Source organism: Pantoea sp. RIT413 (assembly GCF_003057675.2).
Taxonomy (GTDB): domain Bacteria; phylum Pseudomonadota; class Gammaproteobacteria; order Enterobacterales; family Enterobacteriaceae; genus Pantoea; species Pantoea eucrina.
Window position 1 is genome coordinate 1 of the sequence record NZ_QBJB02000015.1, and the last position, 25,253, is coordinate 25,253.

Consider the following 25,253-nt stretch of genomic DNA (forward strand, 5'->3'; position numbering starts at 1 on the left):
AGAATCTGTATTTATATGCGCGTTTCATGCTTTACATATTACGGCGCATTATGTAAGAAGGCCAGGGGATGTTACGCAGTTACCGCGCTTATATCCCCGCCCGATTGGGCGAGGTCTTACGCGCAAATTGATAATTTATAGCGGAGAAGGGTGGTCAGGGTGCTGCTCATGGTTTCATCCTGAAAAAGGCAGAGGCCCATCATAGCAGCAAAAAAAAGTGGCCGAACAACAAAAAAGAGGAGCCAGGCTCCTCTTTTGTCATGCCGTCACTAACGCACAATGTGCAGGAAGTGCAGGTGCTTCTCATACTGGTCGAGGATATCGTTGATGATCTGCTCCTGATTCCAGCCCATCACGTCATAATCCTGGCCACCCTCTTTGAGGTAGACCACCGCACGGTAATATTTCTGCTCTTCTGCCTTATCGCTGGCTGACATACCCGCCAGCGCAAAGGCAGGCTGCAGATAGGGACGCGCGCGGACTTCGTAAACGAAGTTAAGCTCCTGTCCCAGATCCACCTCAAACCGCACGCGATCGTCTTCATCGGCACGGGTATGCGACGGGGTATTTTGCTTTGCCAGCTCCTGCTCGACCATCTCCATCGCCGGATAGATCACTTCCGTCATAAAGCGTTTCACCTGCGAGCGCTTCGGGAAATAGGCGATATTACGTAAACGACGCTGCCACGGAATCGGATTGCGTGCAGCCGTGGGCGCGATGGTCGCAATCTGCTTGCTGTCCCGCTTCCAGGCATCGATACGAAGCGCTTTAAGCAACCCATACATCGACATCAGCAGGATAATGGCAAACGGCAGGGCGCTGGCGATAGTCACAACCTGCAGCGCTTTCATGCCGCCAGCTAACAGTAAGGTGATGGCTACGACGCCCATCAGCGCGGACCAGAAAATACGCTGCCAGACTGGCGTTTGATCGGTGCCCCCTGACGCGAGCGTATCCACCACCATCGCCCCGGAATCCGCGGACGTGACAAAGAAGACCACTACCATGGCGACGGCAATGCAGGAGAGAGCAAAGCTGAAAGGAAAATGCTCCAGAAAATTAAACAGCGCGAGCGTTTGATCGCTCATCACCGTCTGCGCCAGATCGGTGGCACCCTGCTGCATGATCATCCAGATTGCGCTGTTACCAAAGAAGGTCATCCAGAGCAGCGTAAAGCCCGCCGGCACGAACAGCACGCCGGTGACGAATTCACGGATGGTACGACCGCGCGATACGCGGGCGATAAACATGCCGACAAAGGGTGACCACGCCAGCCACCAGCCCCAGTAGAACAGCGTCCAGCCGCCCAGCCACTTACTCGATTTAGGCTCATAGGCATAGAGGTTGAAGGTTTTTGTCACCAGCTCGGAAAGATAGCCGCCGGTATTCTCCACAAACGACTTCAGCAGCAGGACCGTCGGCCCCAGCGTGCCGACCAGGATCAGCAGCAGCACCGCCAGACCGAGGTTGATTTCCGATAAAATACGGATACCTTTGTCCAGTCCGGAGACAACGGACAGTGTCGCCAGGGCGGTAATCACCACAATCAGAATCACCTGCATGGTGGCGCTGACCGGTAAACCAAACAGATGATTGAGACCGGCGTTAACCTGCAGTACGCCGTAGCCCAGCGAGGTAGCCACACCCAGCACCGTACCAATCACCGCAAAAATATCCACGGCGTGACCCATCCAGCCATAGATGCGGTTACCGATAATCGGATAGAGCGCTGAGCGCAGTGTCAGCGGTAATCCATGACGATAGCTAAAGAAGGCCAGGATGAGCGCCACAATCGCATATATCGACCAGGCGTGCAGGCCCCAGTGGAAGAACGTGATACGCAACGCTTCCCGCGCCGCATTGACGGTTTCCGGCTCGCCTGACGGCGGTGCCATGTAGTGCATCACCGGCTCAGCTACGCCGAAAAACATCAGGCCTATCCCCATGCCGGCAGAAAAAAGCATGGCAAACCAGGAGTGATAACTGAAATCGGGCTCAGCGTGATCGGGCCCGAGTTTGATATCGCCATAGCGCGACACCCCCAGGTAGATCACGGTCAGCAGTATCAGCGCAACGGCGAGAATATAAAACCAGCTGGCATTGGCAAACAGCGACGTCTGCAGGGCGGTGAGCTGGGTATCCGCCTGTTCAGGAAAGAGCGCGGCAAAGGCGACCAGGATAAAAATCAGGGCGGCTGAAGTGAAAAAGACCGGTGGGTTAATCTGACTTCGCTTTTTTTGGATGTCCGTTTCTGATGTTGGCATAAGTATCCTGCATAACGTGAATGAAGACCAAATGTAACAATCAGTATGAAAGAGTAAAAGCGAAACGCCAGCAGGTGCTTAAAAACCAGGCTAATCACAGGAGATTTTTTCCGGAAGCGCCCAGATGGCTGCACGCTCCACGGCGGTTTTATCAGCTGCGCAGTTCATAGCCATGTTTGCACGTGACAGTGCTAGCCTGGCATGGCGCTGTGCATCAGCGGCGTAACGATGCGGCGCAATCAGCGCCAGCGCCTGAAGCGATTTCTGCAGACGAATTTGTACCTCAGCCAGGCCTGCGCCATCGCGTCCGATGGCGGTGAACACATCATCAAACATATCGCTGATTTGGGCGGGCCGGATAAATATGCGCGGCCAGGCTACTTCATCAGAAGCCGGAGGAACAGGGTGGCCGAATAGTCTGACAGCCCGGCCAACGATATCTATGGCGGTGCCGGGATCGTTAACTGCGGGGGAAAGCGCGCGTGAGGCGATTTCTGCGAGCACGCAGAGGCCAAAGCGCGGGTCCTGCTCATAAGAGCGCTGCTCACCGATGGTAAATGCACTCTTCAGATGGTGCTGATCTTCTTCAGACATCGGCTGGGTGCACCATAGCAGAGGCGATCCCGGATGAACAAAGCTGCCGGGCTGAGCAGCCAGATAGAGATGCACCTGCTGCGCGTCAGCCCGGTCGTTAAGCCGTTGCAAATCGATATGCTGCAGGTAACCAATACTCTCCGGCAGAAGCGGATGGGGTCGTGCCGCGGCGGGCAGATCACCCTGCCAGGCCGAGCCGCCCATACAGGGGTTCTGCAATCGTTCAGTCAGCGCCGCGCGGGTCGCCTGCTCGACACGCTGAGAGGTTTCGCCCAGGCTGCCAAAATTAGCGAGATGCTGGATCCAGCGCAGCAGGGTGATCACAATCATGGCGATCACCAGCAGCGTCACAAAGAACAGCACCACCCGCCCCTGTGTGCCGTATGCGCCCATACCCAGCGCAATGATCCCCACCAGGCTGTAGAGAAAGGAGCCGATGAACGTCGCCAGCACATTCTGCGTGGTGCGATCTTCCATCAGCAGACTGGTAGCACGCGGCGTCACGCTGCTGCTCGCGGAGTTATAGGCTGTCACCATGATATTCAGCGAAAACGTCGTCACCGCCAGCATACTGGAGGCGAGGATAGCCAGAATCTCATCTACGGCTTCACTGCCAATCAGGCCCGATACGGAGGCAGGAATAAACGGTTTCACCGCAATAGCCACCAGCGCGGTGATCACCGCCAGTACGGCAAACAGCGAGCTGCGAAACCAGAGCTGTTTAGTCAGCTGGCGCAGTAACCATTGTGTTTTGGACATTGTGTTCTCTGTTGTTATACACCGATCGTCAGGCGCACCTCAGCCGGCATCAGGAGGCTTGCTGCAGCACAGAGGCGAATAGCGCTGATGATCCTGGAAAAAGTGAGCCTGCGAATGACATCGTCGCTTTGAGTGTGCGATAAAACACCATAGTCGATATATACGCAGCGTGCATAGCTGTCTGGCAGCGCAGAGAAGGAAAATCACAAACGATGAAAACCATTGGTATTCTGGGCGGAATGTCTGCCGCCTCAACGCAAACCTACTATCGTCAGCTATGCGAGCTGACGCGCCAGCAGCTGGGTGGCCTGCACTCGCCGGAGCTGCTGATTCGATCGCTCGACTTTGCGCGCATTGAGCAGCTGCAGGCGAGCGGGCAGTGGGCGGCGGCCGGGGAGATCCTCAACGCAGAGGCGCACGCGCTGGCACGCGGCGGCGCAGATTTTATCGTGCTGGCCACTAACACTATGCACAAACTGGCTGACATCATGATGAAAGATGTCGCTGTTCCGCTGCTGCATATCGCCGATGCTACCGCTGAGCGCATCGTAGCGTCGGGACTGCGCGCGCCGGGCCTGATCGCCACCGCCTTTACCATGGAACAGCAGTTCTATCGTCAGCGGCTGGAAACGGCCGGGCTGCAGCCGCTTATCCCGGACAACGACGATCGCGCCAGAGTGCACCACATTATTTATGATGAGTTGTGCAAAGATATCACCACGACAGCCAGCCGCGAGGCGTTTGAGCAGGTGGCTGAACGGCTGGTAGCGCAGGGCGCGGATTGCATGATCCTCGGCTGTACCGAGGTCGGGATGCTGCTTAATCCGCGTAATGTGTCGGTTCCCGTCTTTGATACCACGCAGATCCACTGCGAAGCGGCGCTGGCGTTAGCGCTGGCCCCCTGAGGCCGGCCGCAGCGCCAGCCGGATAAACGCGGTGATATCCATCATCGCCTGCCGATGCTTCTCTGCTGAGGGAGTGATGCTCAGCACCTCAGCGTAACCATTGAGCATAGCGCTGAGCTGGCGGGTCACCCGGGCTGCATCAGCGGTGTGAAAGCGCTGCTGCTCCACTCCCTGCTGGATCATGCCGCCAATCAGTGCGCTCCAGCTGGCGATATTCTTTTCAGCGAGTGCGGCCCAGACCTCATTGTTCGCCGCCATCTGCCAGAGTGAATCGTAGAGCTTCCACGTTGCATCCACACTATCGGGCAGGTAGATCTCTGCCAGCCGGAGAAGCTGCTGTTCCGGTGCCAGTTCCTCAGCTTCGCGCGTGAACTGTGCGATCTCCTGCGCCATAAAGCGCTCAAGCGCCGCCAGCGAGAGCGCCTGCCAGTTACTGAAGTAGTGATAGATATGGCTGCGCGACAGGCCAAGTTGCTCGGTGACGTCACGGGTCGTGACGCCGGCAATGCCTTTTTCAATAAACAGCGCCACAGCGGTATCAAGAATACGGTGCTTTAACTCGTCGGTATTTTTCTTCATCTGCGCTTTTTGCATTCCGGCCACAATACAGGGCGCATGGTAGCAGATATGCCGGCGATTGCAGCGTTTAACCATTGGTGTGGTCTATAACAGCAATTGCTGAAGATTGTGCCCGACAGGTCGATAACCCTGGTCCGCTTCTGCACAGATCAGCGTGCAGGAGCGGTCACTCAATGATGAGTTCTGATTGCGAACGGACCCTGCTTTTAGCCCTCTTTTAACCACACCAGGATGCGCAGTTTCAGTGCGCAACAGCTTACAGCAGGAAATATAAGAATATGTCTTTAATGAAGACGATGTTTAGCCGCGCCCGTTTTAACGCACGATCTCAGCCTTCAGATGGTCTCTTTGATTGCCAGAACCTGCCTGCGTCGCCGGGTGATATAGGTCTTTCCTCGCGCGCGGCCGGTATTTTACTGACCTTCGTGCCACCGGAAGCGGACTTTTATCGCGTCAGCCAGGCATGGCAACGTTTCAATTCCGCCGCCTTAACGGTCATTACGCTGTCATCCAACGGCGCGCTGAGCGCCAGCGGTAAACACAGCACTTACTGTGACGGTAACGGGCAGGAGGGCAGCTGGCTCTGGCTGCCTGATTCACTGGTCGCTGAACATGAAACGCATATCATCGATTTGCATCTGGAGGATACGCACAGCGTTACCGACCGTATCAGCGCCATCCAGCGCGACCTGACCGCCCTTCAGCTGCGTATGCCGCTCTCTGCCGATCGCACCTTTGCGATGATCTACTGCGACGGCTTATCTGCCTCAGAAGGCTTTTTTATGCAGGCCTGGTATAACAGCGGCCGCTTTCCCTGCCTGGCCATCGGCGGTTCTGCAGGCGGGCGCGTGACGTTTGATGGTACGTGGATAGGTGCAGGTGGACGGGTGCTGCAGGGGAAAGCGGTGGTGGTGTTCTGCCGCATGGCGGCCGGTAAATCATTTGCGCCGTTCAAAAGCCAGAATTTTACGCCGCTGGATAAAAGCTGGCTGATCGCCGAGGCCGATCCGCTGACGCGTACCGTGACCTCTGTCTTTACCTCTCAGGGACAGCAGCAGCCGTTCACTGCCGCACTGGCAGAGCAGCTTGGCTGCAGTGAACAGCAGCTGAGTCAGCGTCTGCAGGGGCTGACGTTTGCTGTTAAAGCCGGCGATGAATATTTCATACGCTCGGTTGCGAAAATCGAGGCCGGGCGGGTGTATTTCTTCTGCGATCTGGAATTTGGCGACCGCCTCTGGCTGATGCAGGAGCGCGACTTCAAAGCGACGACGCTGCAGGACTGGGAAAAGTTTGTCTCACGCCACGGCAGGCCCGCCGCTGTGATGATGAATGACTGCATTCTGCGGCGGCAGGGAAATCTGAACGCCCTGCAGAGCGCACATTTCTTTAAAGGCATCCCGGCGGCCGGGTTTTCCAGCTTTGGTGAAATTCTCGGCGTGCCGATTAATCAGACGCTCTCGGCGCTGGTATTTTTCAACCGCGACGTGAAGGCGATGGCGCAGTTTCCGGTAGAGTATGCCGGATATGCCGCGCACTACGCACAGCGCGCGCTGCGCCGCTGGGAGGCGCTGAACGGCATTCAGACCCGGGTGCTGGGGCGCGTGGTCAGCTATCAGCAGGAGCTGGCGCCCATTGTACAGGCGCTGCCCGCGCTGGAAGCGGCGACGCACAGCCAGAGTGAAACGCTGAGCATGGCAGAGAACAGCATTCGCGCAATCAGCGCTATTGCCAGCGAAAGTCAGCAGGCACAAAGTCAGCTGGGTGAGGGGCTGGACGATCTGGAGCGGATCTCTGATGGCATTAATGTCATCACACACGGCATCAGCAACATCGCGTTTCAGACCAATATCCTGGCGCTGAACGCCGCCGTCGAGGCCGCACGCGCAGGCGAAGCAGGGCGCGGCTTTGCCGTGGTCGCCGGCGAGGTCCGGCGGCTGGCGCATTCGTCAAAAGAGCAGGCGGAAGCGACCGCCAGCAATATCAGCGACGCCGTCGGCACCATTTCCCGCATCCGCAGCGTGGCCAGTCATACGGTGCAGACCGCCAGTGACATGGCCGATCGCAGCCTGCACGCGGCGGATGCTATCGCAGCCATGAGCCAGCAGACGCGCAGTGAACGGGCTGACATTTCACAACAGCTGCAGAGCCTGCGCACGATGACGGCCGGTATGGATGCGATGCAGGCCGCCGTTGACGAACTGAAAGTGCTGCAAAAGCTTTCGGCCGAACGTTAATCTGTCTTCCCCCGGGCGCACGACTGGCTGCGCCCGATTCTTCCGGTTTCAGCCTGACCGCAGATTGACTTTGAGCAGTTGCTCAAATAGACTCACTCTCAATTTGAGCAGCCGCTCAAATATTTAATAACCTCAGATGAATCTATGAAAACCCTCAGTGCAAAACATCCTCAGCTGGCTCCGACAGGCGCGGCGGCCATGCTTAAAATGCTGGGAATGCGCCACAATAAAAAACTGATTATTACGCTCGGGCTGGTGGTTGCCGAAAACGCACTCTACCTGCTTTATCCGTTACTGGCGGGTTTTGCCGTCAACGCCATTCTGGCGGGTAACGCGCTGCATGCGGTGCTCTATGCCGTGATGGTACTGGTTATGTGGCTGATTGGTGCCGCACGACGCAGCGTTGATACCCGCACCTTTGCCCGCATTTATGCAGAAATGGCCGTCCCGGTGATCCTCGCTCAGCGACGTGAAAATAACCGCGCTTCAATGGTGGCCGCGCGCGTGACGCTGTCACGTGAGTTTGTCGACTTTTTTGAAAAGCATCTGCCGGTGCTGATCACCTCAGTAGCCTCCATCGCCGGCGCGGCGGGTATGCTGCTGCTGATTGAGTTCTGGTCAGGCGTGGCGTGCCTCGGCATTCTGCTGTTTTTTGCGCTGTTCCTGAAAGGATTCACACGTAAGAATGAGCAGCTGTTTCTGCGCCTGAATAACCGGCTGGAAAAAGAGGTCGATATGGTGAGTCACGCGTCCGCCTCACCGCTGGTACGGCACTATCGCGTCCTGGCCCGGCTGCGGATCTGCCTCTCCGATCGCGAAGCGTTCGGCTATCTGGCCATCGGCAGCGTAGCCGCACTGCTGTTTGGCAGTACCATCCTGGTGATGAGCCTGAGAGGCGGCGTGGAGGCGGGTCACGTCTACTCTGTCATGACCTATATGTGGATGTTTGCCATGAGCCTTGATGACGCTCCTCAGCTGCTGGAAAAATATTCTCAGCTGAAGGATATCGGACGCCGGGTAAACAGCGGTCAGGTCTGATCCGTCACCCTTCGCTGACCAGGCTCAGCAGATGCAGCACGCTTCTGCTGGGGTGATTACGCCGCCAGGCAAACGCGATATCCGTAAACAGCGTATTGTTTTCGATCTCGCAAAACCGCAGCTGCGGATTGCTGATACAGCAGAGCGAGGCAGGCACCAGCGCAATGCCGCTGCCGGCCGCGACCATACCCAGCGAAGAGGCGATCTGCGGCGCCTGCTGAAAGCGACTGGCGCAAAAGCCGGCGCGCAGGCAGGTACTGACAATCAGCTCATAGAGGCTGGGCGCCACCTCGCGCGGAAACATAATCAGCGTCTCTTCCGCCAGCTGCGTCAGCGCCAGGCTTGCCTGCTGGCTCAGCGCATGCCCGGCCGGCAGCGCAATCATCATACGTTCAGTCGAGATAACCCGCAGATTGAAGGCTTTGCTGCTTTCGCACGGCAGGCGGATAAACGCGGCATCCAGCAGGCCGTCACGCAGATCCTGCATCAGCAGCGCCATATTCTCTTCGCGGGTGATAAGCTCCATCGCCGGATAGCGCGCTCTGAAGCGCCCGATAAGTTCAAACACCGGCGTGCCAAACGCAACGGAGCTGGCAAAACCCAGCGACATCTGACCGCTCATTCCCCGCGCCACGCCGCGCGCTTTCTCCAGCGCGTGGTCTGCCAGCTGCACAATCTGCAGCGCATCGGGCAAAAATGCGCGCCCCGCTTCCGTCAGCTCAACGCCGCGCGTCAGGCGCTTCAGCAGCGGCGTCCCTATCTCATGCTCCAGACGCTGGATCTGCTGACTTAACGGTGGCTGAGAAATACCGAGCATCTCAGCTGCACGGGTAAAGTGCAGCGTTTCGGCAACGGCAACAAAATAACGCAGATGGCGCAGTTCCATATCAAAAACGTCTCAAAGCTGGCAGCTTTCGCTATTGGATTCTGTGAGCAGGCTGGCTCATTCTGATATTAACACGGCTTAACTATCAGTTTGCGAGGCAGTAAATGTATGATTTTGTATCTGGTTGTTCATGTGAAGAACAGCTCAGGAAAACCGCTGATCAGCTGGCCAGTCAATCAGCAGAAAAGGTTATCTATCAGACCTCGCTGATGAGCGCACTGCTGCACGGCGTCTATGACGGCACGACGACCGTTGCCCGACTGCTGGAGAAGGGCGACTTTGGTCTCGGCACCTTTAATCAGCTTGATGGTGAACTGGTCGCCTTTGATCGCCAGGTCTGGCAGCTACGTGCTGACGGCAGCGCCCGCCCGGCCCATCCGGATCAGCAATCCCCGTTTGCGGTCATGACCTTTTTCACTCCGGAACATCAGCACCATTTCAGCGAAAAAAGCAGTCGTGAAGAGGTACACCGCGTCATCGACAGCGTGATTACCTCGGATAATCATTTTTGCGCGCTGCGTATCAGCGGCGACTTTGTCTCGGTGCAGACGCGCACCGTGCCCTGCCAGTGCCGCCCCTATCGTTCAATGCCTGACGTACTGGGCAATCAGCCCACGTTTGATTTTCGTCAGCGCACCGGCGAACTGATCGGTTTTCGCACGCCGCAATATATGCAGGGCATCAATGTCGCGGGCTATCACGAGCATTTTATTACCGATGACCGGCAGGGCGGTGGCCACATTCTCGACTATGTGCTGGCGCAGGGCACGCTGACCTTTGGCGCAATCAGCAAACTGGTGATCGACTTACCGCAGGATCGCGACTTTCTGCAGGCCAACCTGAACCCTGACAACCTGGATGAAGCTATCCGCTCCGTTGAGAGTTAATAACCGAGGTAATGATGAAAGAAGATAAAACCCAAACGAGCTGGCGCAGCGGGGCAGATCTGGTCGTCGCGCAGCTGGAAACCCAGGGCGTAAAACACGTGTTTGGCATTCCCGGTGCGAAAATCGACAAAGTCTTCGATTCGCTGGTGGATTCGCGCATTGAACTGATCCCGGTGCGTCATGAGGCAAATGCCGCTTTTATGGCGGCAGCGGTCGGGCGGCTCACCGGTAACGCAGGCGTCGCGCTGGTCACCTCCGGGCCTGGCTGTTCCAACCTGGTAACCGGTATGGCAACCGCCACCAGCGAGGGCGATCCGGTGGTGGCGATTGGCGGCGCGGTAAAACGGTCGGATAGCGCAAAACAGGTTCACCAGAGCATGGATACGGTATCGATATTTCGCCCGGTCACCCGATTTGCCGTCGAAGTCACCGACGCGTCTGCCCTGGCAGAATGCGTGTCTAACGCGTTTCGTCACGCGGAAAACGGGCGCGGCGGCGGGGCGTTCCTTAGCCTGCCGCAGGATATCGTCGATCAGCCGGTGACCGGCAGCCTGCTGCAGCATAAGGCACGCGTTACGCTGGGCGCCGCGCCAGACTCGCTGGTGGATGCGGTAAGCCGCGAAATTGCCCGCGCAAAAAATCCGGTGATCCTGCTGGGACTGATGGCGAGTCAGCCGGAGAACAGCGCGGCCATCCATGAGCTGCTGAGCAGAAGCCATATTCCGGTGACCAGTACCTATCAGGCGGCGGGCGCGGTACGGCAGGAACATTTCTCGCGCTTTGCCGGGCGAATCGGCCTGTTTAATAACCAGGCGGGCGATCGTCTGCTGCAGCAGGCTGACCTGATCATTACCATCGGCTACAGCCCGGTAGAGTATGAACCGGCGATGTGGAACTGCGGCAACGCACTCCTGGTGCATATCGATGTGCTGCCCGCCGAGACCGATAATCGCTATCTGCCCGATGCGGAGCTGGTGGGAGACATTGCACAAACCGTACGCAACATCGCGGCACGTATTGACTCGCCGCTGCAGCTCAGCGCCGCTGCAGCAGCCATTCTTGATGACCGGCAGCACCAGCGGCAGCTGCTGGCGCTGCAGGGCGCAAGCCTCGATCAGTTTGCGCTGCATCCGCTGCGTATCGTGCGTGCAATGCAGGACATCATTAACAGCGATGTCAGTCTGACGGTGGATATGGGCAGCTTTCATATCTGGATCGCCCGCTATCTCTACAGTTTCCGCGCACGGCAAATCATGATTTCTAACGGCCAGCAGGCTATGGGCGTTGCGCTGCCGTGGGCGATTGGGGCCTGGCTGGTTGATCCTGCCCGTAAAGTGGTGTCGGTCTCAGGCGATGGCGGCTTCCTGCAATCCAGCATGGAGCTTGAGACGGCGGTGCGGCTCAACGCCAATATCCTGCACATCATCTGGGTGGATAACGCTTACAACATGGTGGCCATTCAGGAGGAGAAAAAATATCAGCGCGTTTCCGGGGTGAACTTTGGCCCGGTAGATTTCAAAGCCTACGCTGAAGCGTTTGGCGCTGCCGGCTTCTCCGTTAACAGCGCAGCAGAGCTGGAGCCAGTGCTGCGCCGGGCAATGGACGTGAACGGTCCGGCCGTGGTCGCCATTCCGGTCGACTACAGCGATAACCCGCTGCTGATGGGTCAGCTGCACCTCAGCCAGCTGCTTTAATAATCTCAAAAAGGAGAACACGATGAAAACCAGAGTGGCATTTGTGACCGGGGCCGGTCAGGGCATTGGCGCGGCGATTGCGCGGCGGCTGGCACAGGACGGGTTTGCCGTAGCGGTCAGCGATTACAATGCGCAAACCGCGCAGCAGGTGGCTGACCAGATCGTCAGCGCTGGCGGCAGGGCTATCGCGCTGCAGGCTGACGTGGCAAAGCGCGACCAGGTCTTTCGCGCAACAGAGGAGGCACGTCAGGCGCTTGGCGGATTTGATGTCATTGTGAATAACGCGGGGGTCGCTCCCTCCACGCCAATTGCGGAGATCACCGAAGAGGTGGTGGATAAAGTTTATAACATCAATGTGAAAGGGGTGATCTGGGGCATTCAGGCGGCGGTTCAGGCCTTTGCGGCAGAAGGGCACGGCGGCAAAATTATCAACGCCTGCTCGCAGGCGGGACACACCGGTAATCCGGAGCTGGCGGTCTACAGCTCCAGCAAATTTGCCGTGCGCGGGCTGACTCAAACCGCCGCGCGCGACCTCGCACCGGCGGGCATTACGGTAAACGCATTCTGTCCGGGAATTGTGAAAACGCCGATGTGGGAAGCTATCGATCGGCAAATTTCCGCAGCGGCAGGCCAGCCGGAGGGGTATGGCACACAGGAATTTGCAAAACGCATCACGCTGGGGCGCCTGTCAGAACCGGAAGACGTTGCCGCCTGCGTAGCGTTTCTGGCTGGCCCCGACTCAGATTATATGACCGGACAGTCGCTGCTGATTGATGGCGGGATGGTGTTCAGTTAAGACCTAAGAGGCGTCGCGCCGTGCGGTGGGGAACTCTTGCATCAGCATGTAGTTGCGACTGTAATTCACTTCTGCTGAAACACAATATGTTACCGGAGGCGGATGAGGTCTAAAGCTTAGCGATGCGAAAATCCACGTTAAGCCATATTTTATTCCTCTGACGCCTCTTTTATGGGTGCAGCCACCGGCTACTGGTCACCCACTCTGCCAGCATGGAACTCTAAAGACCCATCATATCGATATGCCCACAGCATAGCGGTGAGAGACGTGCAATATCCTCCTTATTCACAGCTTCACTCTGTTCCTCCGATGCCTCATGGCAACAGCATGGCGACTTCGTGACGATTAAGTCGAGTCAGGATGCGCCAGCGCCCGCTGTTTTCTTAAATCCCGCTCAGATACTGTCGTTCTGTGGTGTTTCCAGACGTAAATTTCTATGCCACAGATATAGAGCATCATGGTGTATGATGGCAGTTTGTTAACCAACTAAACTATAAGGATATTACATGGCTGCAGATGGAAAGAACGTGTCGGCCAACACTGGCTATCACCGGTATGAAATTGCAGGGGACAATACGCACTATACCGATGTTCTGTGCAGTGAAAAAGTCATCCGATGCCGGCGTGTGCCGGTCAGAGGAATCACGCTGACGGTGGGAATATTCTTTGATGGAACGGGCAATAACCGGGCTAACGCTAACGATTTGCGACTGGCGTATGCCCACTGTGCCGGGCTGATCGGCGAGGAGCGGGCCAAAGCGTGCGCAAAGTATGAAAAGCATGTCAGAGCGAAGCTGGGCAATGCCAGCTGGCAGGGGGGAATCACTAATATTTCGCGGCTGTTTGACCTTTATCAGCTCAGTGACGAACTTAGCGACAGTGACACAGAGGCGCAGGTGAAAGCTTACGTCAGCGGCATCGGGACCGCGGACGGGGAAAGTGATTCGATGCCGGGTAAGGTGCTGGGCAGCAGCCTTATCCGGCAGTTCGGGGGAGTGGTGACAAAGACCGATGAAGCACTGGATAAGATCAGTGCAGAGCTGACCCGCTTTATCAAACTTAACCGTGACAAAGTGGCGATCGTGAAGGTGCAGTTTGACGTGTTTGGGTTCAGCCGCGGGGCAGCAGCGGCGCGGCACTTTGCCAACCGGGTGATGCACCAGGACGCGGCGATAGCGGCCGCGATAGACAAGGGGCTGGCGTTGACCGGGCACCATGGAAAACCGGCAGGTGAGGTGCGCTTTCTGGGGCTGTTTGACACGGTAGCCGCCATCGGCAGCCTGCTGAACTTCTATGGTGTTAACGGGCGCAGCAACCCCGGGGTGAATCTCGAACTGCGCCCCTCAGTGGCGCAGAAGGTGTTTCAGATAAGCGCGATGCACGAGTGCCGGTACAACTTCAGCCTGAACAGCATCGCGGGGATGTGGCCGGAGCTGGCGCTGCCGGGGGCGCACTCGGATATCGGTGGGGGCTACAACGCGGGAGAAGATGAAATCTCCCTGCTGACGATGCCGGACTTTGAGGTGATACCGGAGAGCGCGGATGAGACGCAGACTGCAGTGTACCGTCAGGCGGAGAAGATGCGCCTGAAGCTGACTTCGCTGCCAGCGCTGAAGTATCTGATACCGCACGGCGAGGTGGAGACGAAAATGATTTCGTGGCCGCTGGTCAATCAGAACAAGGCGCGGGCGTTTATTTTTGAGAAGAATGCGGGCGCGGCGGTGTTTATGACACGCAGGGCGGTGCCGAACGACTGGGAAAAGGTGTGCATGCGGGTGATGCTTGATGCGGCACAGGACGCCGGGGTGCTATTCAGGGATATTGACCCGCAAAACCCTGACACTGTCCTTCCCGCAGAGCTGGTCCCGTTGTGTGATAAAGCAATCGCGCAGGGGCGGGCGGTCCGGCGCGGCGCGGAGCCGGCGGGCTTTACGGCGGATGAAATGCGGACCATCGGGCGCTATCTGCACTGTTCGGCGAACTGGAACATCGACTCGGATCTGAGCCTGTGGGTGAGTCCGTCCTCGGGAGAGGTTTTTCTGCGAAACCACTATGCACCGACCGATCAGCGCTCGTTCGTGTGGGCGATGGCTCCGGGCAAAGGCTGGATGCGGACGGTGTGGCGGATGGACGACCAGCAGCAGTGGGAAGATCGGGCGCGTGTGAACGCAGACGCGCTGGACGGACTGTTCTGAGGAGGCCGGGATGAGACGATTACCGCTGATGGTGGCCGTGCTGGTCGCGATGCTGACTGTCGGCTGCCATGACCGCCGGGCAGGCGTGAAGACGCTGCTGGGAGACGGTGTGGAGCACTATGGTAAAAAGCTGCCTTACGACCACTGGCAGTTTAACTTTTTTCACCCGAAAAACCTGCCTGCGCTGGTGACAATGGTTTATCTGGAGGACGGAGATATCCGGGAGAGTATTTTCCGGCGACTTGATCAGACAGAACCCAGCCAGAGCAGTGTGGGGAAATGGAGCCAGCGCGTAGGTAGCTTTTCAGCCAATTTCAATATCGGCAAGGCGCTGCCTGTGAGGATGACAGTGTGCTGGGACTCGGTTATCGATAAAAAGGCGTATGAGACGGAGATCTGGTTCAGCCGGGAGACATGGCAGCAGATGCTGAATGCTTATCCTGATACCTATCAGCCGGGAAAGACGTATTACCGGGATAATATGATTATCGGACTGGCACCGGGGGGAACAGTACGGGTCTGGTTGGAAAATAACGGGGATCCTGTTGTGCTCCAGCATCCTGCCAGACAGCTCACTCTGACGGGGAATAATATGCTGATATGTAAAGGGGTAACGAAGCATCCTAACGGATATGTTTATTATGGAAAGACTCCCGATTTTATAAAGGGAAAAACCTACCCGTATGGCGACTGGTAGGGTGCAAAGAGCAGCGTACTCTGAAGACTTTTTCGCGATGCTTTTAGTGAAAATGCGGCGGGGGACGGGCTTTTCCAGGGAGGCAGGGATGAGACAATTACCGCTGATGGTGGCCACACTGGTCGTGATGCTGACTGCCGGCTGCCATGACCGCCGGGCAGGCGTAGAGCAGTATGGGAAAAAACTGCCTTACGATAACTGGAATTTCAGTTTTATATACCCGAAAAACCTGCCGGCACTGGTGACCATGGTGTACCTGGAGGACGGTGATACCCGTGAGAGTATCTTCCGCCGGTTAGATCCTATGGACTCCAGTGATCTGAGCATCGGGCGCTGGCATGATGTGATGGGGGGATATGGCGGGTATTTTAATCGGGGAAAAGCAGTGCCGGTACGAATGACGGTGTGCTGGGACTCGGTTATCGATAAAAAGGCGTACGAAACGGAGATCTGGTTTGGACAGGAGACGTGGCAGCAGATGACTACAGCATTTCCTGATCCCTACCATCCGGGTAAACCTTACTACCGGAGTAGAATGGCTGTTGGTCTGGCTCCCGGCGGTACAGTAAGGGTCTGGCTGGAGGATAACGGGAACCCATCTGTACGCCAGCAACCTGCCCGGCAACTCACCCTGACGGGGAATGATATGCTGATATGCAAAGGGATAACGAAGCATCCTAACGGGTATGTTTATTACGGAAAGACACCCGATTTTATCAAGGGAAAAACCTATCCGTATGGCGACTGGTAGGGTGCAAAGAGCAGCGTACTCTAAAGATTTTTTCGCGATGCTTTTAGTGGAAAGGCGGCGTGAAGCAGTGGAGTAATGGCTGTCTTGTGAACATGTCAGCGCGCCCGATGGTGATAATATGCGCCGTCTGTGAGATGCCGAGGAGGGTGGTGGCTCGTGCCAGTGACGGCTACAGGACCGGTCGGGCGAAGGTGTTCAGCGAAAAAATATTGGTTCTGAATACAGATTTCTTCCCTATGGTTGCTAATCACATCGATAACATGGTTAACCTGAGCAATACACAGCATATAGCTATTGAACCTGTTATTCATCTTATGAAAGTTGTTGTATTAAACCCACCAGATCATCCAGGAAATCTGACAGCAACTTATCCGGATAGCAGTCATGCAGATATACCAAATATTTCCCCGACTATGACAAACAGCTGTCAATGAAACAGGCAATGTTTTTACCGAAAAAAGGATCTCTCTGAGATCCTTGTTTGTTACATAGCTTTTTGTGGCCGCATTGCTAAAACCCCTTAACGCGAGTTTTCGCTTACTCTCCAATTATGCGCAGCTCGCTCAGCGGCACTGTTCACGCAGTTTCCACAGCAGCCACGCATCCAGTTCCCGATCGGCCATGGGCCTGGCATAGAAGTATCCCTGTGCCTGATCGCAGCCATACTCCGTCAGAGTATCGACGGTTTCCGCATTCTCGACCCCTTCTGCCAGTACCACATAGTCCAGCTCTTTCAGCATGCTGATAATGCTGCGGGCGATGATACGCGATGCCATATCTGAAGAGAGATCGCTGATCAGAGAGCGATCGAGCTTGATGACATCCAGCGGCATACGCCGCAGATAGCTGATGTTGCTGTAGCCGGTGCCAAAATCATCCAGCGAAATGCCAAAGCCGCGCTGTTTCAGCCGCATCAGCCCGGCCATTGCCATCGGGCTTTCGATAATGCGTTCGGTTTCCAGACACTCAATACCCAGCAGAGAAGTCGGCAGGCGGTGGCGCTGCATCTGCTCCTCCAGCACGGCGGCAAACTCCTCACGCGCAAAATCGTTGAGGCTGACATTGACCGTAACGGGCAGCTGCGTACAGTGATTGCGCAGTCGCGCCATTCGCGCAATTGTCTGGTCAATGACCCACGTGGTCATCGCCTGCAGCAGCTCGGTCTGCTCCGCCAGCGGGACAAATGCCACCGGAGAGAGCTCGCCATGAACCGGATGACGCCAGCGGATCAGCGCCTCCAGACCAATCGGCGCGCCGGTTTGCAGACATATTTTTGGCTGATAAACCAGATAAAGCCCGCCTTCGCTGCGCAGCGCGGCGGCGAACTCATGCATCAGGGTATAGTCGCGGCTGTGCTGCACCTCTGCTGACGCGCTGTAGGCTACGGAAGGCAGGTTACGCCCGATAGCTTCATGCAGCGCGCTGACCGCTCGGCGCAGAATTTCACTGCCGCTAAAGCAGCCAGCGGTAAAATCTGCCTGACCGGTATGGGTGGTCAGCGCGACGGAAAGCCCTTCGCCTAAATCAGCGCTTATTCCTTCCATCCGCCCGGCAATCCACTCCGCGCTCAGGCGGCTGCTGGTGCGGGTGAGCAGCGCGAACCGTCCGGTTGCGACCGTATAAAGCAGTTCGCCCAGCGACGGGCGCAGGCGCAGCGGCAGCAGCGTGGCGACATCTTTCAGCAGGCTTTCCACCGGGCCGACGCCCATTGAACGCGCCAGCTCCCAGGCGCGCGGCATATCGACACACTCAATCAGCACCAGACGCCGGGGCGTGATATCGCCAGACGTGGCAAGATGCTGCAGATCGCGGATCAGCCGCTGCCGGTTTGGCAGGCCGGTAACCGGGTCGGTGAAGCCGGCTGCGTGCCACGCCTCCAGGAAGGAGATCACCAGATTTGCCAGCAGCCGGAGCGTCTCCAGCTGCTCCGTACCGAAGGGGTGCGGCTCAACGTCGGTAACGCAGAGGGTACCAAAGACAATACCTTCACGATTTTTCAGCGGCACGCCGGCGTAGAAGCGGATCCAGGGCGAGCCGGTGACAAAGCGATGCGTGACAAAGCGGGCGTCAAGCCAGGTGTCCGGGATGACCATCGGGCTGTCATCATCAACCACATAGCGGCAGAGCGACTCTTCGCGCGTGGTCTGCTTCAGCGTAAAATTGCGCGCCGCCCGGATATATTGATCGCGCTCATCCAGTACTGAAACAAAACATCCCGGGATCCCCAGCACCTGGCTGGCCAGCCGGGCAAATTTACCCAGTACATCGTCACGACACTCATCCGGTTCGCGCAGCGCCTGTAAGGCACGACGGCGCAGGCTCTCATCATCAGCAGAATCGATTAGCACAGAGCCTCCGCGCTGCCGGGCAGCAGCTGCTGAAAGGCATCCGGACTCAGCGGTTCGCCCAGCGCATGCCCCTGAATCGTATCGCATTCTGCCTGGTTAACCAGCATACGCTGCGCGCTGTTTTCCACCCCTTCAGCCAGCACCCTGAGCTGCAGGCTTTTTCCCAGCGTCGCCAGCGCGCTGAACATCATGCGGATGCGGCCACTCTCTGTCAGCTGCGCTGTCAGTGACTTATCCAGCTTCAGGCCGGTGACAAATTCATGCTGCAGCAAACTGATGGCACCCAGCGCGCGGCCATAGTGATCGATAATAAAACTGGCGCCGGTTTGTCTGATAGCGTTCAGGCGCGCCGGCACTTCCTGTACCAGCGCTGTCAGCATCGACTCATCCACTTCCAGATCGACAAAACTGGCATCGCTGCCGGTGAGTTCCCGCAGTAATTTGTCCAGCCGGATATCATCCAGCTGGCGGGGAAACAGGTTAATGCTGACGCGCAGCGCCGGATGCCGCTTTTGCCACAGCATGACCTGCTGCAGCGCGCTGCGCAGCACCCATTCACCCAGCGTTATTGAGAGCGAGCTTTTCATCAGCATGCCGATAAATGCCTCAGGCAGCAGCAGGCCGCGCGTCGGATGCTGCCAGCGCAGCAGCGCTTCGCAGCCGGTAAGCGCATGGCTTGTTGCATCAAACTGTGGCTGATAATAGAGCACAAACTGGTGCTGCCGCACTGCGACCTCCAGCTCGCGCTCAAAGCGACGTCGCTGCTGCTCCGCCTCAAGAAACGCGGGGACGAACTCTACGCTGCAGCCTTTACCGGCTGCTTTCGCCTGGTAGAGTGCGAGATCGGCAGCAGACATCATCGCCGACGCATCGCGACCATGCTGCGGCCAGGAAGCGATACCCAGGCTGGCACCTACCACCACCGGCGTCTCCTGGTAGCTAAAAGGACTCTGCACCGCCTCTATCAGCTGTAGTGCGGTATGCTGCGCGGCCTGGCTATCTCCGGGCAGCAGAATCACGAACTCATCCCCGCCAAGCCGGGCAGCCATGATTGCCTGAGCGCAGACCGTGCGGATTTGTCCGGCGACGTGGCACAGCAGCGCATCGCCCGCCGCATGCCCCAGCATATCGTTGACCTCTTTAAAGCCATCGAGGTCGACCATCAGCAGCGTGAACGGAACGTCCGCCCGCGTCAGCTGCTCCAGCTGATCCATAAATGCACTGCGGCTGGCCAGCCGCGTGAGCATATCGAGTGACGCAAGTTCACACAGCCGCGCTTCACTTTCATGACGATCGGTAACATCGCGGATGATCATGCCGACCAGGCGCTCGCGATCTTCCTGCCAGCCGGAGAACGAGACCTCTGCCGGAAACGCCTGCCCGCTGCGCCGCATGGCCCAGATTTGCACCCGGCGCGGCTGTGAGATAACTGACCGATCGGCCATCATGCGCGCCAGCTCCTGACGGTAGGCGGTCTGTGAGCGTTCTGAAACCAGATTCGCGACATATTCACCCAGCATCTCCTGCGCACTATAGCCAAACAGCCGGGTCGCGGCGGGGTTCCAGAATATGACCCCCTGCCGGATATCGGTGCAAATGATGGCATCAGAGGAGGTTGAAGAGATCGCCTCCAGCCGCTGCTGACTGCTGTGCCGCAGCAGTTCCAGACGATGCACTTCCAGCTGGTCCATAACCAGCGAGGCGATAGCGGCCAGATGCCGGCGATCGGTTGCGTTCAGCGCGGCGCGCGGCTGCGTATCGATCAGGCAGACGGTGCCAATGCGGTGGCCACCCGGAGTAGTAAGTGGAATACCGGCATAGAAGCGAATATGGGGATACCCCAGCACCAGCGGGTTATGGCTGAAACGGGCGTCCAGGCGGGTATCCGGCACGCAGAGTACATCGTCCTGTTCAAGGGTAAAATGACAAAACGCGACGCTGCGTGAGGTTTCGCAGATTGAGAGTCCGTGACGCGATTTAAAAAACTGCCGCTCACTGTCAATCAGCGAAATAAACGCCACGGGTACGCGAAAGAGCCGCGCTGCCAGCATGGTAAGGCGGTCCAGCGCGTCAGAAGGTGGCGTATTCATCAGCTGATACTGTGCCAGCGCCTCAAGGCGCGCCGCTTCGGCGTCAGGTGTGGGTTGCAATGTCAGTCCCCTGTTGTGAATGCTGTGGCCGGCTTGACACAGCAGAGTGGGGACACGTTCAGTCAGACAGATAGCCTGTCGCCGGAAGAAAGGTCCTGCATACCTGCCCGAGCGAATTAACTCAGACAGACGTTTTTTTGTCAGAACGCTGCCGATAGCAGCAAACAGGAGATGTATAGCGTCATATGCCTGTTGCTACATTATCGGCATGACAGACCAGAACTTCAGGCGGGATCGGTTTTCAACCGTAAGTAACTATTTCTTAGCGCGGGCAGCTGAGATCGCCCTCTTCGCAGTTAAGCAGCGACTGCAACTCTTTGGTTCGCTGCTCCGTTTTGTTCTGCAGGCATTGCGATATCAGCATCGGATGAATCGAGCCGCCGCGCGTGGAGGAGGTCATAAAATCGCAGTCGGCATCGCGATAAGCTATCCAGCGCCGCTGCGCAGTCTGAAGCAGCGTTTTCTGATCGCCGCTCATCCGCTTCAGCACCTGACGATAGCTGCTGTTCAGCGCTTTATCAGCGACACTGTACGCATCTGCCGCACACGCATTCATTTCCATCTGTGTTTCAGCCTTGTCGCACTCTGCTGCCATTATGCCAGCGGCAGGCAGCATCAACAGCGCACCAAGTATGAACTTTTTCATTACGTCTTCTCCATTTTATATTGTGCTGATAGTGGCTCTGCCAGTGTAGTCAGTCATCGCGCTAAAAAACTTACCGTGAAAAGTGGTTATCCATAAAATTAACCATTGCGCCATCATGTGCATCGATGTGACGAATATAGCGCATAACCGTTTCCGGCTTTTTCCACGTTCCTTCCTGCATGATCTGCGCAGTACTGTACTTTTTCGCCGCCATATCGATAGCGGCCCCTACGCGGGTACTGTGGCCACTCCAGCCGCGATAGCGATTTTTATTAGGGGCGGCGTCTTTGCCCGGCCCTGCCTGCTGCCAGGCGCGAACAAAGATATCTTCCAGCGCGCGCGTTGACAGCGGTTTTACGCTCGCGACTGCGGCGCGGTTAGTACGATGAACCGGGCCAAAAAGATAAGCATCAGGCTCATTAATCAGGCCGGAAAGTTGCAGCCACGTTGTAAGCCGTTCTGAAGAGAGATCCCCCAGCGCTTTAATCAGGCCGCCGGTCATCACAATAGTTTTGGTCCAGCCCACATCAAGGATAATGCGTCCGTCAGCCGCGCGCGTAATATCTCTGACGCGTAACCGGCCCACTTCACTGATACGCAGCAGTGTGGCGTAAGCAACGTGCAGAAAAGCGAGATCGCGCACCTGCTGAAGACGCTCTGACGCTGACCAGAGTCTATCCAGCGTCAGCAAATCTGTTATGCGAAACGGTACCGCCTGACCCGCGCGTTCCCCCTGAATCACCGCCGTGCGGTTGATTTTTTTGATAGCGCGAAACACCTGCGGGGCGCTGTTAGGCGGCATCAGACCGGCGTTACGGTGTAACATAGAGATCAGCGCGGCGTGCGTTGCAATAGTTGAAGAGGCTCTGCCGCTGCTCTGCAGCCAGAGCAGATAATCCCGCAGGCAGGCAGGAGACATGGGTAAAAATGAGCGGCCATGCTCAGTAGCCCAGCGGCTGCAGCTACGCATCACGCTCAGCAGCTGACGCCACGTGTTGTCAGAAAAAGCATCTTTATCACTGACAAACTCTTTCAGCCGCTGCGTTATCTCTTCATCGGCGGCAGCGATAAGGCCTGCAACCGGAATTATTTCACTCATATACACTCTTTCTGCTCAGATTAACGGCAGCGCTACGCGATTTCTGCAGAGGATTACCCCGCAATTATTTGCAGAATCGACGTAGCGACGCCTGAATTTTGAACGATTTGGCCGGCTCGCTGAGCCCGATCGGCTGCATTCTCTGACACTTATCTTAACGTGAATAGCGCCATGAAAGTAACCTCATATAATGGGTATTATATGAATTTATAAAAACATCTCTGTTGCGCCGATATGCAGATTTAATTTGTCCGGGATCATGCATCAGGAAACCCAATCAAAAAACGTGACGGTTATACGCTATATTTATCCTGTCGATGTTAACGCTAAGCTGTAATGTTCCCTGGCGATTTTCCGGGGAATTTCTCATGATCAAAGAGACAGTTACTGTTTTTACTAAGGTTATTTTAGGTATTCGAAGAGCCCTCTCTTCGCACCAGTTGAACTGACAATGTTCGCTTCTGGCACAAAGCGGATTGTGATCGGCGTTCTTACAGCTACTTTTCTGACGTCCATCGTGACTTGCCCTAAGCATGTTGTAGTGCAATAATTGTAATGACATTTGTAGTTACAAGAGGTGTAAGACATGGGTAGCATAAACCTGCGTATTGACGATGAACTTAAAGCGCGTTCTTACGCCGCGCTTGAAAAAATGGGTATTACTCCCTCTGAAGCGCTTCGCCTCATGCTTGAATATATCGCTGAAAATGAACGTTTGCCGTTCAAACAGACACTCCTTAGTGATGAAGACGCTGAACTCGTGGAGATAGTGAAAGAGCGTCTTCGCAATCCTAAGCCAGTACGCGTGACGCTGGATGAGCTCTGATGGCGTATTTACTGGATTTTGACGAGCGGGCACTAAAGGAATGGCGAAAGCTGGGCTCGACGGTACGTGAACAGTTGAAAAAGAAGTTGGCTGAAGTACTTGAGTCACCCCGGATTGAAGCGAACAAGCTCCGTGGTATGCCTGACTGTTACAAGATTAAGCTCCGGTCTTCAGGCTATCGCCTTGTATACCAGGTTATAGACGAGAAAGTTGTTGTCTTCGTGATTTCTGTTGGGAAAAGAGAACGCTCGGAAGTATATAGCGAGGCGGTCAAACGCATTCTCTGAATCAAAGCATGAAATCTCTGTTTCGCACCGAAGGCGACACTTCTGTTTTGCGTTGACAATTATCCTGTCGACGTGCTTCAGGGCGTAGTGAAAAAACAATCACCGATGCGATAAGAAGGAGTCTGTTATGGCTGAACCGGCATTTAATGGCGGTGAGTTACTTGAGTCTTTTGCCAATTCCCTGATGCATTCAGGCTATTTAACCCCTGAACTGAAGGCAAAGTTAATGCAGGAACGGGTGATCTATTTGCCTGTGCCCGACAACGATCGCATGCTGTTTGAAGTCAGGATAGATAGCCGCGACAGGCTTCACGTCTGTACCGTGCCTGTGAAAGTGAAACCGGAAGCGGCGGATAAATGCAGAATCAGGGCTTTTCTGAACCGCTCCAGAGCGGATACAACTCGTCCGGCAGGCTATAAATTTCCAAAATAATGCCATACGATATGAGCATATAAAATCTCTGACAAAGATTTTTATGCTCATGCTTTACATTATGATTAATTTATAAATAATATGTTTTCATCTGCAGGCATAGCTATCACCAGCCCTGATATTTAGAATAAATATATTTAATAAGTGAAACCGCGCATATATTATGTGATATCTTATTAAAGAAAGCGTAAAGATATAAAATTGCTTTGAACTCATTCCATGACAAATAATAACAAGTAACATTCAGATGAAGTTAAATTTATGTCATTGATTTTAGGTGTTTTATGAAATCCAGTTATTTAAACATCGACGATCTGTCTTTTTCCTTAGCCGCCACCAAATACTCCTGCAATCATTTAACGCCGCTAATTTAGAGCCTTTTCTTCGGAAGTAGCACCTGTCATTGCGTGCCTGACGCTGCCCCATAAGCAACAGCATATGATATGCACGACAGCAATGCTGTTAGCCATTTAATAAAAAACAATGACTGCTATCATGCCATAATTTCAGGCCGGTTATCTTTATTTACTCCTGAATCAAATCAGGGCAATTAAGGGCGCGCAGCTTGTAAGAAAAAAATTAAAATATCCTGCATGGTGTATCTTGAATTAATTAAGCTAAGCCTCAGCGCTAATTTATCTCCTGTTTACCTGAGCACTTTATTTTCCTTCATCTATACTCACTGCGTTAGATAAACCAGCTGCTGGCTCCCGATCCGGCAGCGGCGCTATCTTTTTTTGCAGGCTATTGTGCTCAGCGTTGCGCACGGCCTGTGGGTTTACATGACGTCTTTCAACAGGGGGATCTCCTGCTATGTTGCATTCTCAATCTTCACGGCTGGGCAGCATATTGCTGCTCATCGCAGCCGTTATTGGCTTTGGCGTAGCGCTCTGGGCCTGGCTCACGCCGCTGACCGGCGTAACCGGCACCATCGGTGCACTCGGTGTGGCTATTGCCAGCGTGGTACTGGCGCTGCTGACTCTGCTGTTGCGCGGCAGCACCGGCGGCGCGCGCGTTTTCTGGATCGTTGTGACGCTGGCGGTGCTGTTTGGTATCGGCTTCTCCGCTGCGCTGCTGCACCAGTACATCATTACTGCAGCCATGGTGGTCGGCCTGATTGGGCTTATCGCGCTGAGTAAACAAACAGGGCGCCATGCCCAACGCGTCAGAGTCTGAGGAGTCACC

General features: G+C 55.8%; 22 protein-coding genes and 1 pseudogene. 14 read left to right on the top strand and 9 right to left on the bottom strand.

Features of this window, described 5'->3' with window-relative positions:
* Window positions 1-269: 269 nt before the first annotated feature.
* Both betT and DBY66_RS15280 read right to left on the bottom strand, forming a co-directional pair.
* A complete protein-coding gene (betT, locus tag DBY66_RS15275) occupies window positions 270-2,264 on the bottom strand; it encodes a choline BCCT transporter BetT (protein WP_108570209.1) in 1,995 nt (664 codons plus the stop codon).
* 90 nt (window positions 2,265-2,354) lie between these two features.
* On the bottom strand, window positions 2,355-3,617 hold the full coding sequence (locus DBY66_RS15280) for a DUF2254 domain-containing protein (protein WP_108570208.1): 1,263 nt from the start codon (window positions 3,615-3,617) through the stop codon (window positions 2,355-2,357).
* A 212-nt stretch (window positions 3,618-3,829) separates the two neighbouring features.
* On the opposite strand from DBY66_RS15280, the gene DBY66_RS15285 reads away from it, so the two are divergent.
* Window positions 3,830-4,522, top strand: coding sequence for an aspartate/glutamate racemase family protein (locus tag DBY66_RS15285; RefSeq protein WP_108570207.1), 693 nt, complete (start codon window positions 3,830-3,832; stop codon window positions 4,520-4,522).
* On the opposite strand, the gene DBY66_RS15290 is transcribed toward DBY66_RS15285, so the two are convergent.
* Window positions 4,505-5,101: a TetR/AcrR family transcriptional regulator gene (locus tag DBY66_RS15290; protein WP_104085980.1), complete on the bottom strand. Its 597-nt coding sequence runs from the start codon at window positions 5,099-5,101 to the stop codon at window positions 4,505-4,507. The two genes, DBY66_RS15285 and DBY66_RS15290, sit on opposite strands and share 18 nt — an antisense overlap.
* A 278-nt stretch (window positions 5,102-5,379) precedes the next feature.
* Here DBY66_RS15290 and DBY66_RS15295 point away from each other — a divergent pair, with 278 nt between their 5' ends.
* Window positions 5,380-7,335, top strand: a complete 1,956-nt coding sequence (locus tag DBY66_RS15295; protein ID WP_108570206.1) for a methyl-accepting chemotaxis protein — start codon at window positions 5,380-5,382, stop codon at window positions 7,333-7,335.
* Window positions 7,336-7,479: 144 nt separating this feature from the next.
* Window positions 7,480-8,373 (top strand): ABC transporter six-transmembrane domain-containing protein, encoded by an 894-nt coding sequence (locus tag DBY66_RS15300; protein ID WP_108570205.1) that lies wholly within the window; start codon window positions 7,480-7,482, stop codon window positions 8,371-8,373.
* Window positions 8,374-8,377: 4 nt separating this feature from the next.
* On the opposite strand, the gene DBY66_RS15305 is transcribed toward DBY66_RS15300, so the two are convergent.
* On the bottom strand, window positions 8,378-9,259 hold the full coding sequence (locus tag DBY66_RS15305; RefSeq protein ID WP_104085933.1) for a LysR family transcriptional regulator: 882 nt from the start codon (window positions 9,257-9,259) through the stop codon (window positions 8,378-8,380).
* Between the two features lie 104 nt (window positions 9,260-9,363).
* On the opposite strand from DBY66_RS15305, the gene budA reads away from it, so the two are divergent.
* The 7 genes from budA (at window position 9,364) to DBY66_RS17810 (ending at window position 16,713) form a co-directional block, all read left to right on the top strand.
* A complete protein-coding gene (gene budA / locus DBY66_RS15310; RefSeq protein ID WP_104085934.1) occupies window positions 9,364-10,146 on the top strand; it encodes an acetolactate decarboxylase in 783 nt (260 codons plus the stop codon).
* A gap of 14 nt (window positions 10,147-10,160) precedes the next feature.
* Window positions 10,161-11,840, top strand: a complete 1,680-nt coding sequence (gene alsS / locus DBY66_RS15315) for an acetolactate synthase AlsS (protein WP_108570204.1) — start codon at window positions 10,161-10,163, stop codon at window positions 11,838-11,840.
* A 22-nt stretch (window positions 11,841-11,862) separates the two neighbouring features.
* Complete coding sequence (locus DBY66_RS15320; protein ID WP_104085935.1) at window positions 11,863-12,636, top strand: (S)-acetoin forming diacetyl reductase; 774 nt, start codon at window positions 11,863-11,865, stop codon at window positions 12,634-12,636.
* Between the two features lie 527 nt (window positions 12,637-13,163).
* The gene (locus DBY66_RS15325; RefSeq protein ID WP_233499591.1) at window positions 13,164-14,831 is read left to right on the top strand and encodes a DUF2235 domain-containing protein; all 1,668 of its coding nucleotides are present in this window, start codon (window positions 13,164-13,166) and stop codon (window positions 14,829-14,831) included.
* Window positions 14,832-14,859: 28 nt separating this feature from the next.
* On the top strand, window positions 14,860-15,528 hold the full coding sequence (locus DBY66_RS15330; protein ID WP_233499592.1) for a DUF2931 family protein: 669 nt from the start codon (window positions 14,860-14,862) through the stop codon (window positions 15,526-15,528).
* Window positions 15,529-15,616: 88 nt separating this feature from the next.
* Entirely contained in the window at window positions 15,617-16,279 is a 663-nt protein-coding gene (locus tag DBY66_RS15335; protein ID WP_108570213.1) for a DUF2931 family protein, read from the top strand.
* 149 nt (window positions 16,280-16,428) lie between these two features.
* Window positions 16,429-16,713 carry a hypothetical protein gene (locus DBY66_RS17810; protein ID WP_146745186.1) on the top strand — a complete coding sequence of 95 codons (285 nt, stop codon included), beginning with the start codon at window positions 16,429-16,431 and terminating at the stop codon, window positions 16,711-16,713.
* Between the two features lie 129 nt (window positions 16,714-16,842).
* Here DBY66_RS17810 and DBY66_RS15340 read toward each other — a convergent pair whose 3' ends face one another.
* The 5 genes and pseudogenes from DBY66_RS15340 to DBY66_RS18040 all read right to left on the bottom strand — a co-directional run.
* Window positions 16,843-18,627: an EAL domain-containing protein gene (locus tag DBY66_RS15340; protein WP_233207454.1), complete on the bottom strand. Its 1,785-nt coding sequence runs from the start codon at window positions 18,625-18,627 to the stop codon at window positions 16,843-16,845.
* Window positions 18,621-20,717 (bottom strand): EAL domain-containing protein, encoded by a 2,097-nt coding sequence (locus DBY66_RS15345; RefSeq protein WP_108570212.1) that lies wholly within the window; start codon window positions 20,715-20,717, stop codon window positions 18,621-18,623. The genes DBY66_RS15340 and DBY66_RS15345 overlap by 7 nt, the downstream gene beginning before the upstream one ends.
* A 322-nt stretch (window positions 20,718-21,039) precedes the next feature.
* Window positions 21,040-21,423 carry a lysozyme inhibitor LprI family protein gene (locus DBY66_RS15350; protein ID WP_108570201.1) on the bottom strand — a complete coding sequence of 128 codons (384 nt, stop codon included), beginning with the start codon at window positions 21,421-21,423 and terminating at the stop codon, window positions 21,040-21,042.
* A gap of 70 nt (window positions 21,424-21,493) precedes the next feature.
* Entirely contained in the window at window positions 21,494-22,522 is a 1,029-nt protein-coding gene (locus DBY66_RS15355; RefSeq protein WP_104085940.1) for a tyrosine-type recombinase/integrase, read from the bottom strand.
* Between the two features lie 450 nt (window positions 22,523-22,972).
* Window positions 22,973-23,084 (bottom strand): annotated as a pseudogene (locus DBY66_RS18040) (hypothetical protein); the annotation flags it as partial.
* 24 nt (window positions 23,085-23,108) lie between these two features.
* On the opposite strand from DBY66_RS18040, the gene relB reads away from it, so the two are divergent.
* The 4 genes from relB (at window position 23,109) to DBY66_RS15375 (ending at window position 25,244) form a co-directional block, all read left to right on the top strand.
* Window positions 23,109-23,348, top strand: a complete 240-nt coding sequence (relB, locus tag DBY66_RS15360) for a type II toxin-antitoxin system antitoxin RelB (RefSeq protein WP_065648009.1) — start codon at window positions 23,109-23,111, stop codon at window positions 23,346-23,348.
* The gene (relE, locus tag DBY66_RS15365; RefSeq protein ID WP_040113359.1) at window positions 23,348-23,635 is read left to right on the top strand and encodes a type II toxin-antitoxin system mRNA interferase RelE; all 288 of its coding nucleotides are present in this window, start codon (window positions 23,348-23,350) and stop codon (window positions 23,633-23,635) included. The genes relB and relE overlap by 1 nt, the downstream gene beginning before the upstream one ends.
* A gap of 127 nt (window positions 23,636-23,762) precedes the next feature.
* Complete coding sequence (locus tag DBY66_RS15370; RefSeq protein ID WP_065648010.1) at window positions 23,763-24,068, top strand: hypothetical protein; 306 nt, start codon at window positions 23,763-23,765, stop codon at window positions 24,066-24,068.
* Between the two features lie 813 nt (window positions 24,069-24,881).
* Complete coding sequence (locus DBY66_RS15375; protein WP_065648011.1) at window positions 24,882-25,244, top strand: hypothetical protein; 363 nt, start codon at window positions 24,882-24,884, stop codon at window positions 25,242-25,244.
* Window positions 25,245-25,253: the final 9 nt, after the last annotated feature.

What these genes read in the sequence shown, in the direction of transcription:
- betT (WP_108570209.1), bottom strand. Translation starts at nt 2,264, where the DNA reads ATGCCAACATCAGAAACGGACATCCAAAAAAAGCGAAGTCAGATTAAC.
- relE (WP_040113359.1), top strand. Translation starts at nt 23,348, where the DNA reads ATGGCGTATTTACTGGATTTTGACGAGCGGGCACTAAAGGAATGGCGA.
- alsS (WP_108570204.1), top strand. Translation starts at nt 10,161, where the DNA reads ATGAAAGAAGATAAAACCCAAACGAGCTGGCGCAGCGGGGCAGATCTG.
- DBY66_RS15330 (WP_233499592.1), top strand. Translation starts at nt 14,860, where the DNA reads ATGGTGGCCGTGCTGGTCGCGATGCTGACTGTCGGCTGCCATGACCGC.
- budA (WP_104085934.1), top strand. Translation starts at nt 9,364, where the DNA reads ATGTATGATTTTGTATCTGGTTGTTCATGTGAAGAACAGCTCAGGAAA.
- DBY66_RS15300 (WP_108570205.1), top strand. Translation starts at nt 7,480, where the DNA reads ATGAAAACCCTCAGTGCAAAACATCCTCAGCTGGCTCCGACAGGCGCG.
- DBY66_RS15305 (WP_104085933.1), bottom strand. Translation starts at nt 9,259, where the DNA reads ATGGAACTGCGCCATCTGCGTTATTTTGTTGCCGTTGCCGAAACGCTG.
- DBY66_RS15335 (WP_108570213.1), top strand. Translation starts at nt 15,617, where the DNA reads ATGAGACAATTACCGCTGATGGTGGCCACACTGGTCGTGATGCTGACT.
- DBY66_RS15370 (WP_065648010.1), top strand. Translation starts at nt 23,763, where the DNA reads ATGGCTGAACCGGCATTTAATGGCGGTGAGTTACTTGAGTCTTTTGCC.
- DBY66_RS15280 (WP_108570208.1), bottom strand. Translation starts at nt 3,617, where the DNA reads ATGTCCAAAACACAATGGTTACTGCGCCAGCTGACTAAACAGCTCTGG.
- DBY66_RS15350 (WP_108570201.1), bottom strand. Translation starts at nt 21,423, where the DNA reads ATGAAAAAGTTCATACTTGGTGCGCTGTTGATGCTGCCTGCCGCTGGC.
- DBY66_RS15355 (WP_104085940.1), bottom strand. Translation starts at nt 22,522, where the DNA reads ATGAGTGAAATAATTCCGGTTGCAGGCCTTATCGCTGCCGCCGATGAA.
- DBY66_RS15285 (WP_108570207.1), top strand. Translation starts at nt 3,830, where the DNA reads ATGAAAACCATTGGTATTCTGGGCGGAATGTCTGCCGCCTCAACGCAA.
- DBY66_RS15290 (WP_104085980.1), bottom strand. Translation starts at nt 5,101, where the DNA reads ATGAAGAAAAATACCGACGAGTTAAAGCACCGTATTCTTGATACCGCT.
- relB (WP_065648009.1), top strand. Translation starts at nt 23,109, where the DNA reads ATGGGTAGCATAAACCTGCGTATTGACGATGAACTTAAAGCGCGTTCT.
- DBY66_RS15375 (WP_065648011.1), top strand. Translation starts at nt 24,882, where the DNA reads ATGTTGCATTCTCAATCTTCACGGCTGGGCAGCATATTGCTGCTCATC.
- DBY66_RS15320 (WP_104085935.1), top strand. Translation starts at nt 11,863, where the DNA reads ATGAAAACCAGAGTGGCATTTGTGACCGGGGCCGGTCAGGGCATTGGC.
- DBY66_RS15345 (WP_108570212.1), bottom strand. Translation starts at nt 20,717, where the DNA reads ATGAATACGCCACCTTCTGACGCGCTGGACCGCCTTACCATGCTGGCA.
- DBY66_RS15295 (WP_108570206.1), top strand. Translation starts at nt 5,380, where the DNA reads ATGTCTTTAATGAAGACGATGTTTAGCCGCGCCCGTTTTAACGCACGA.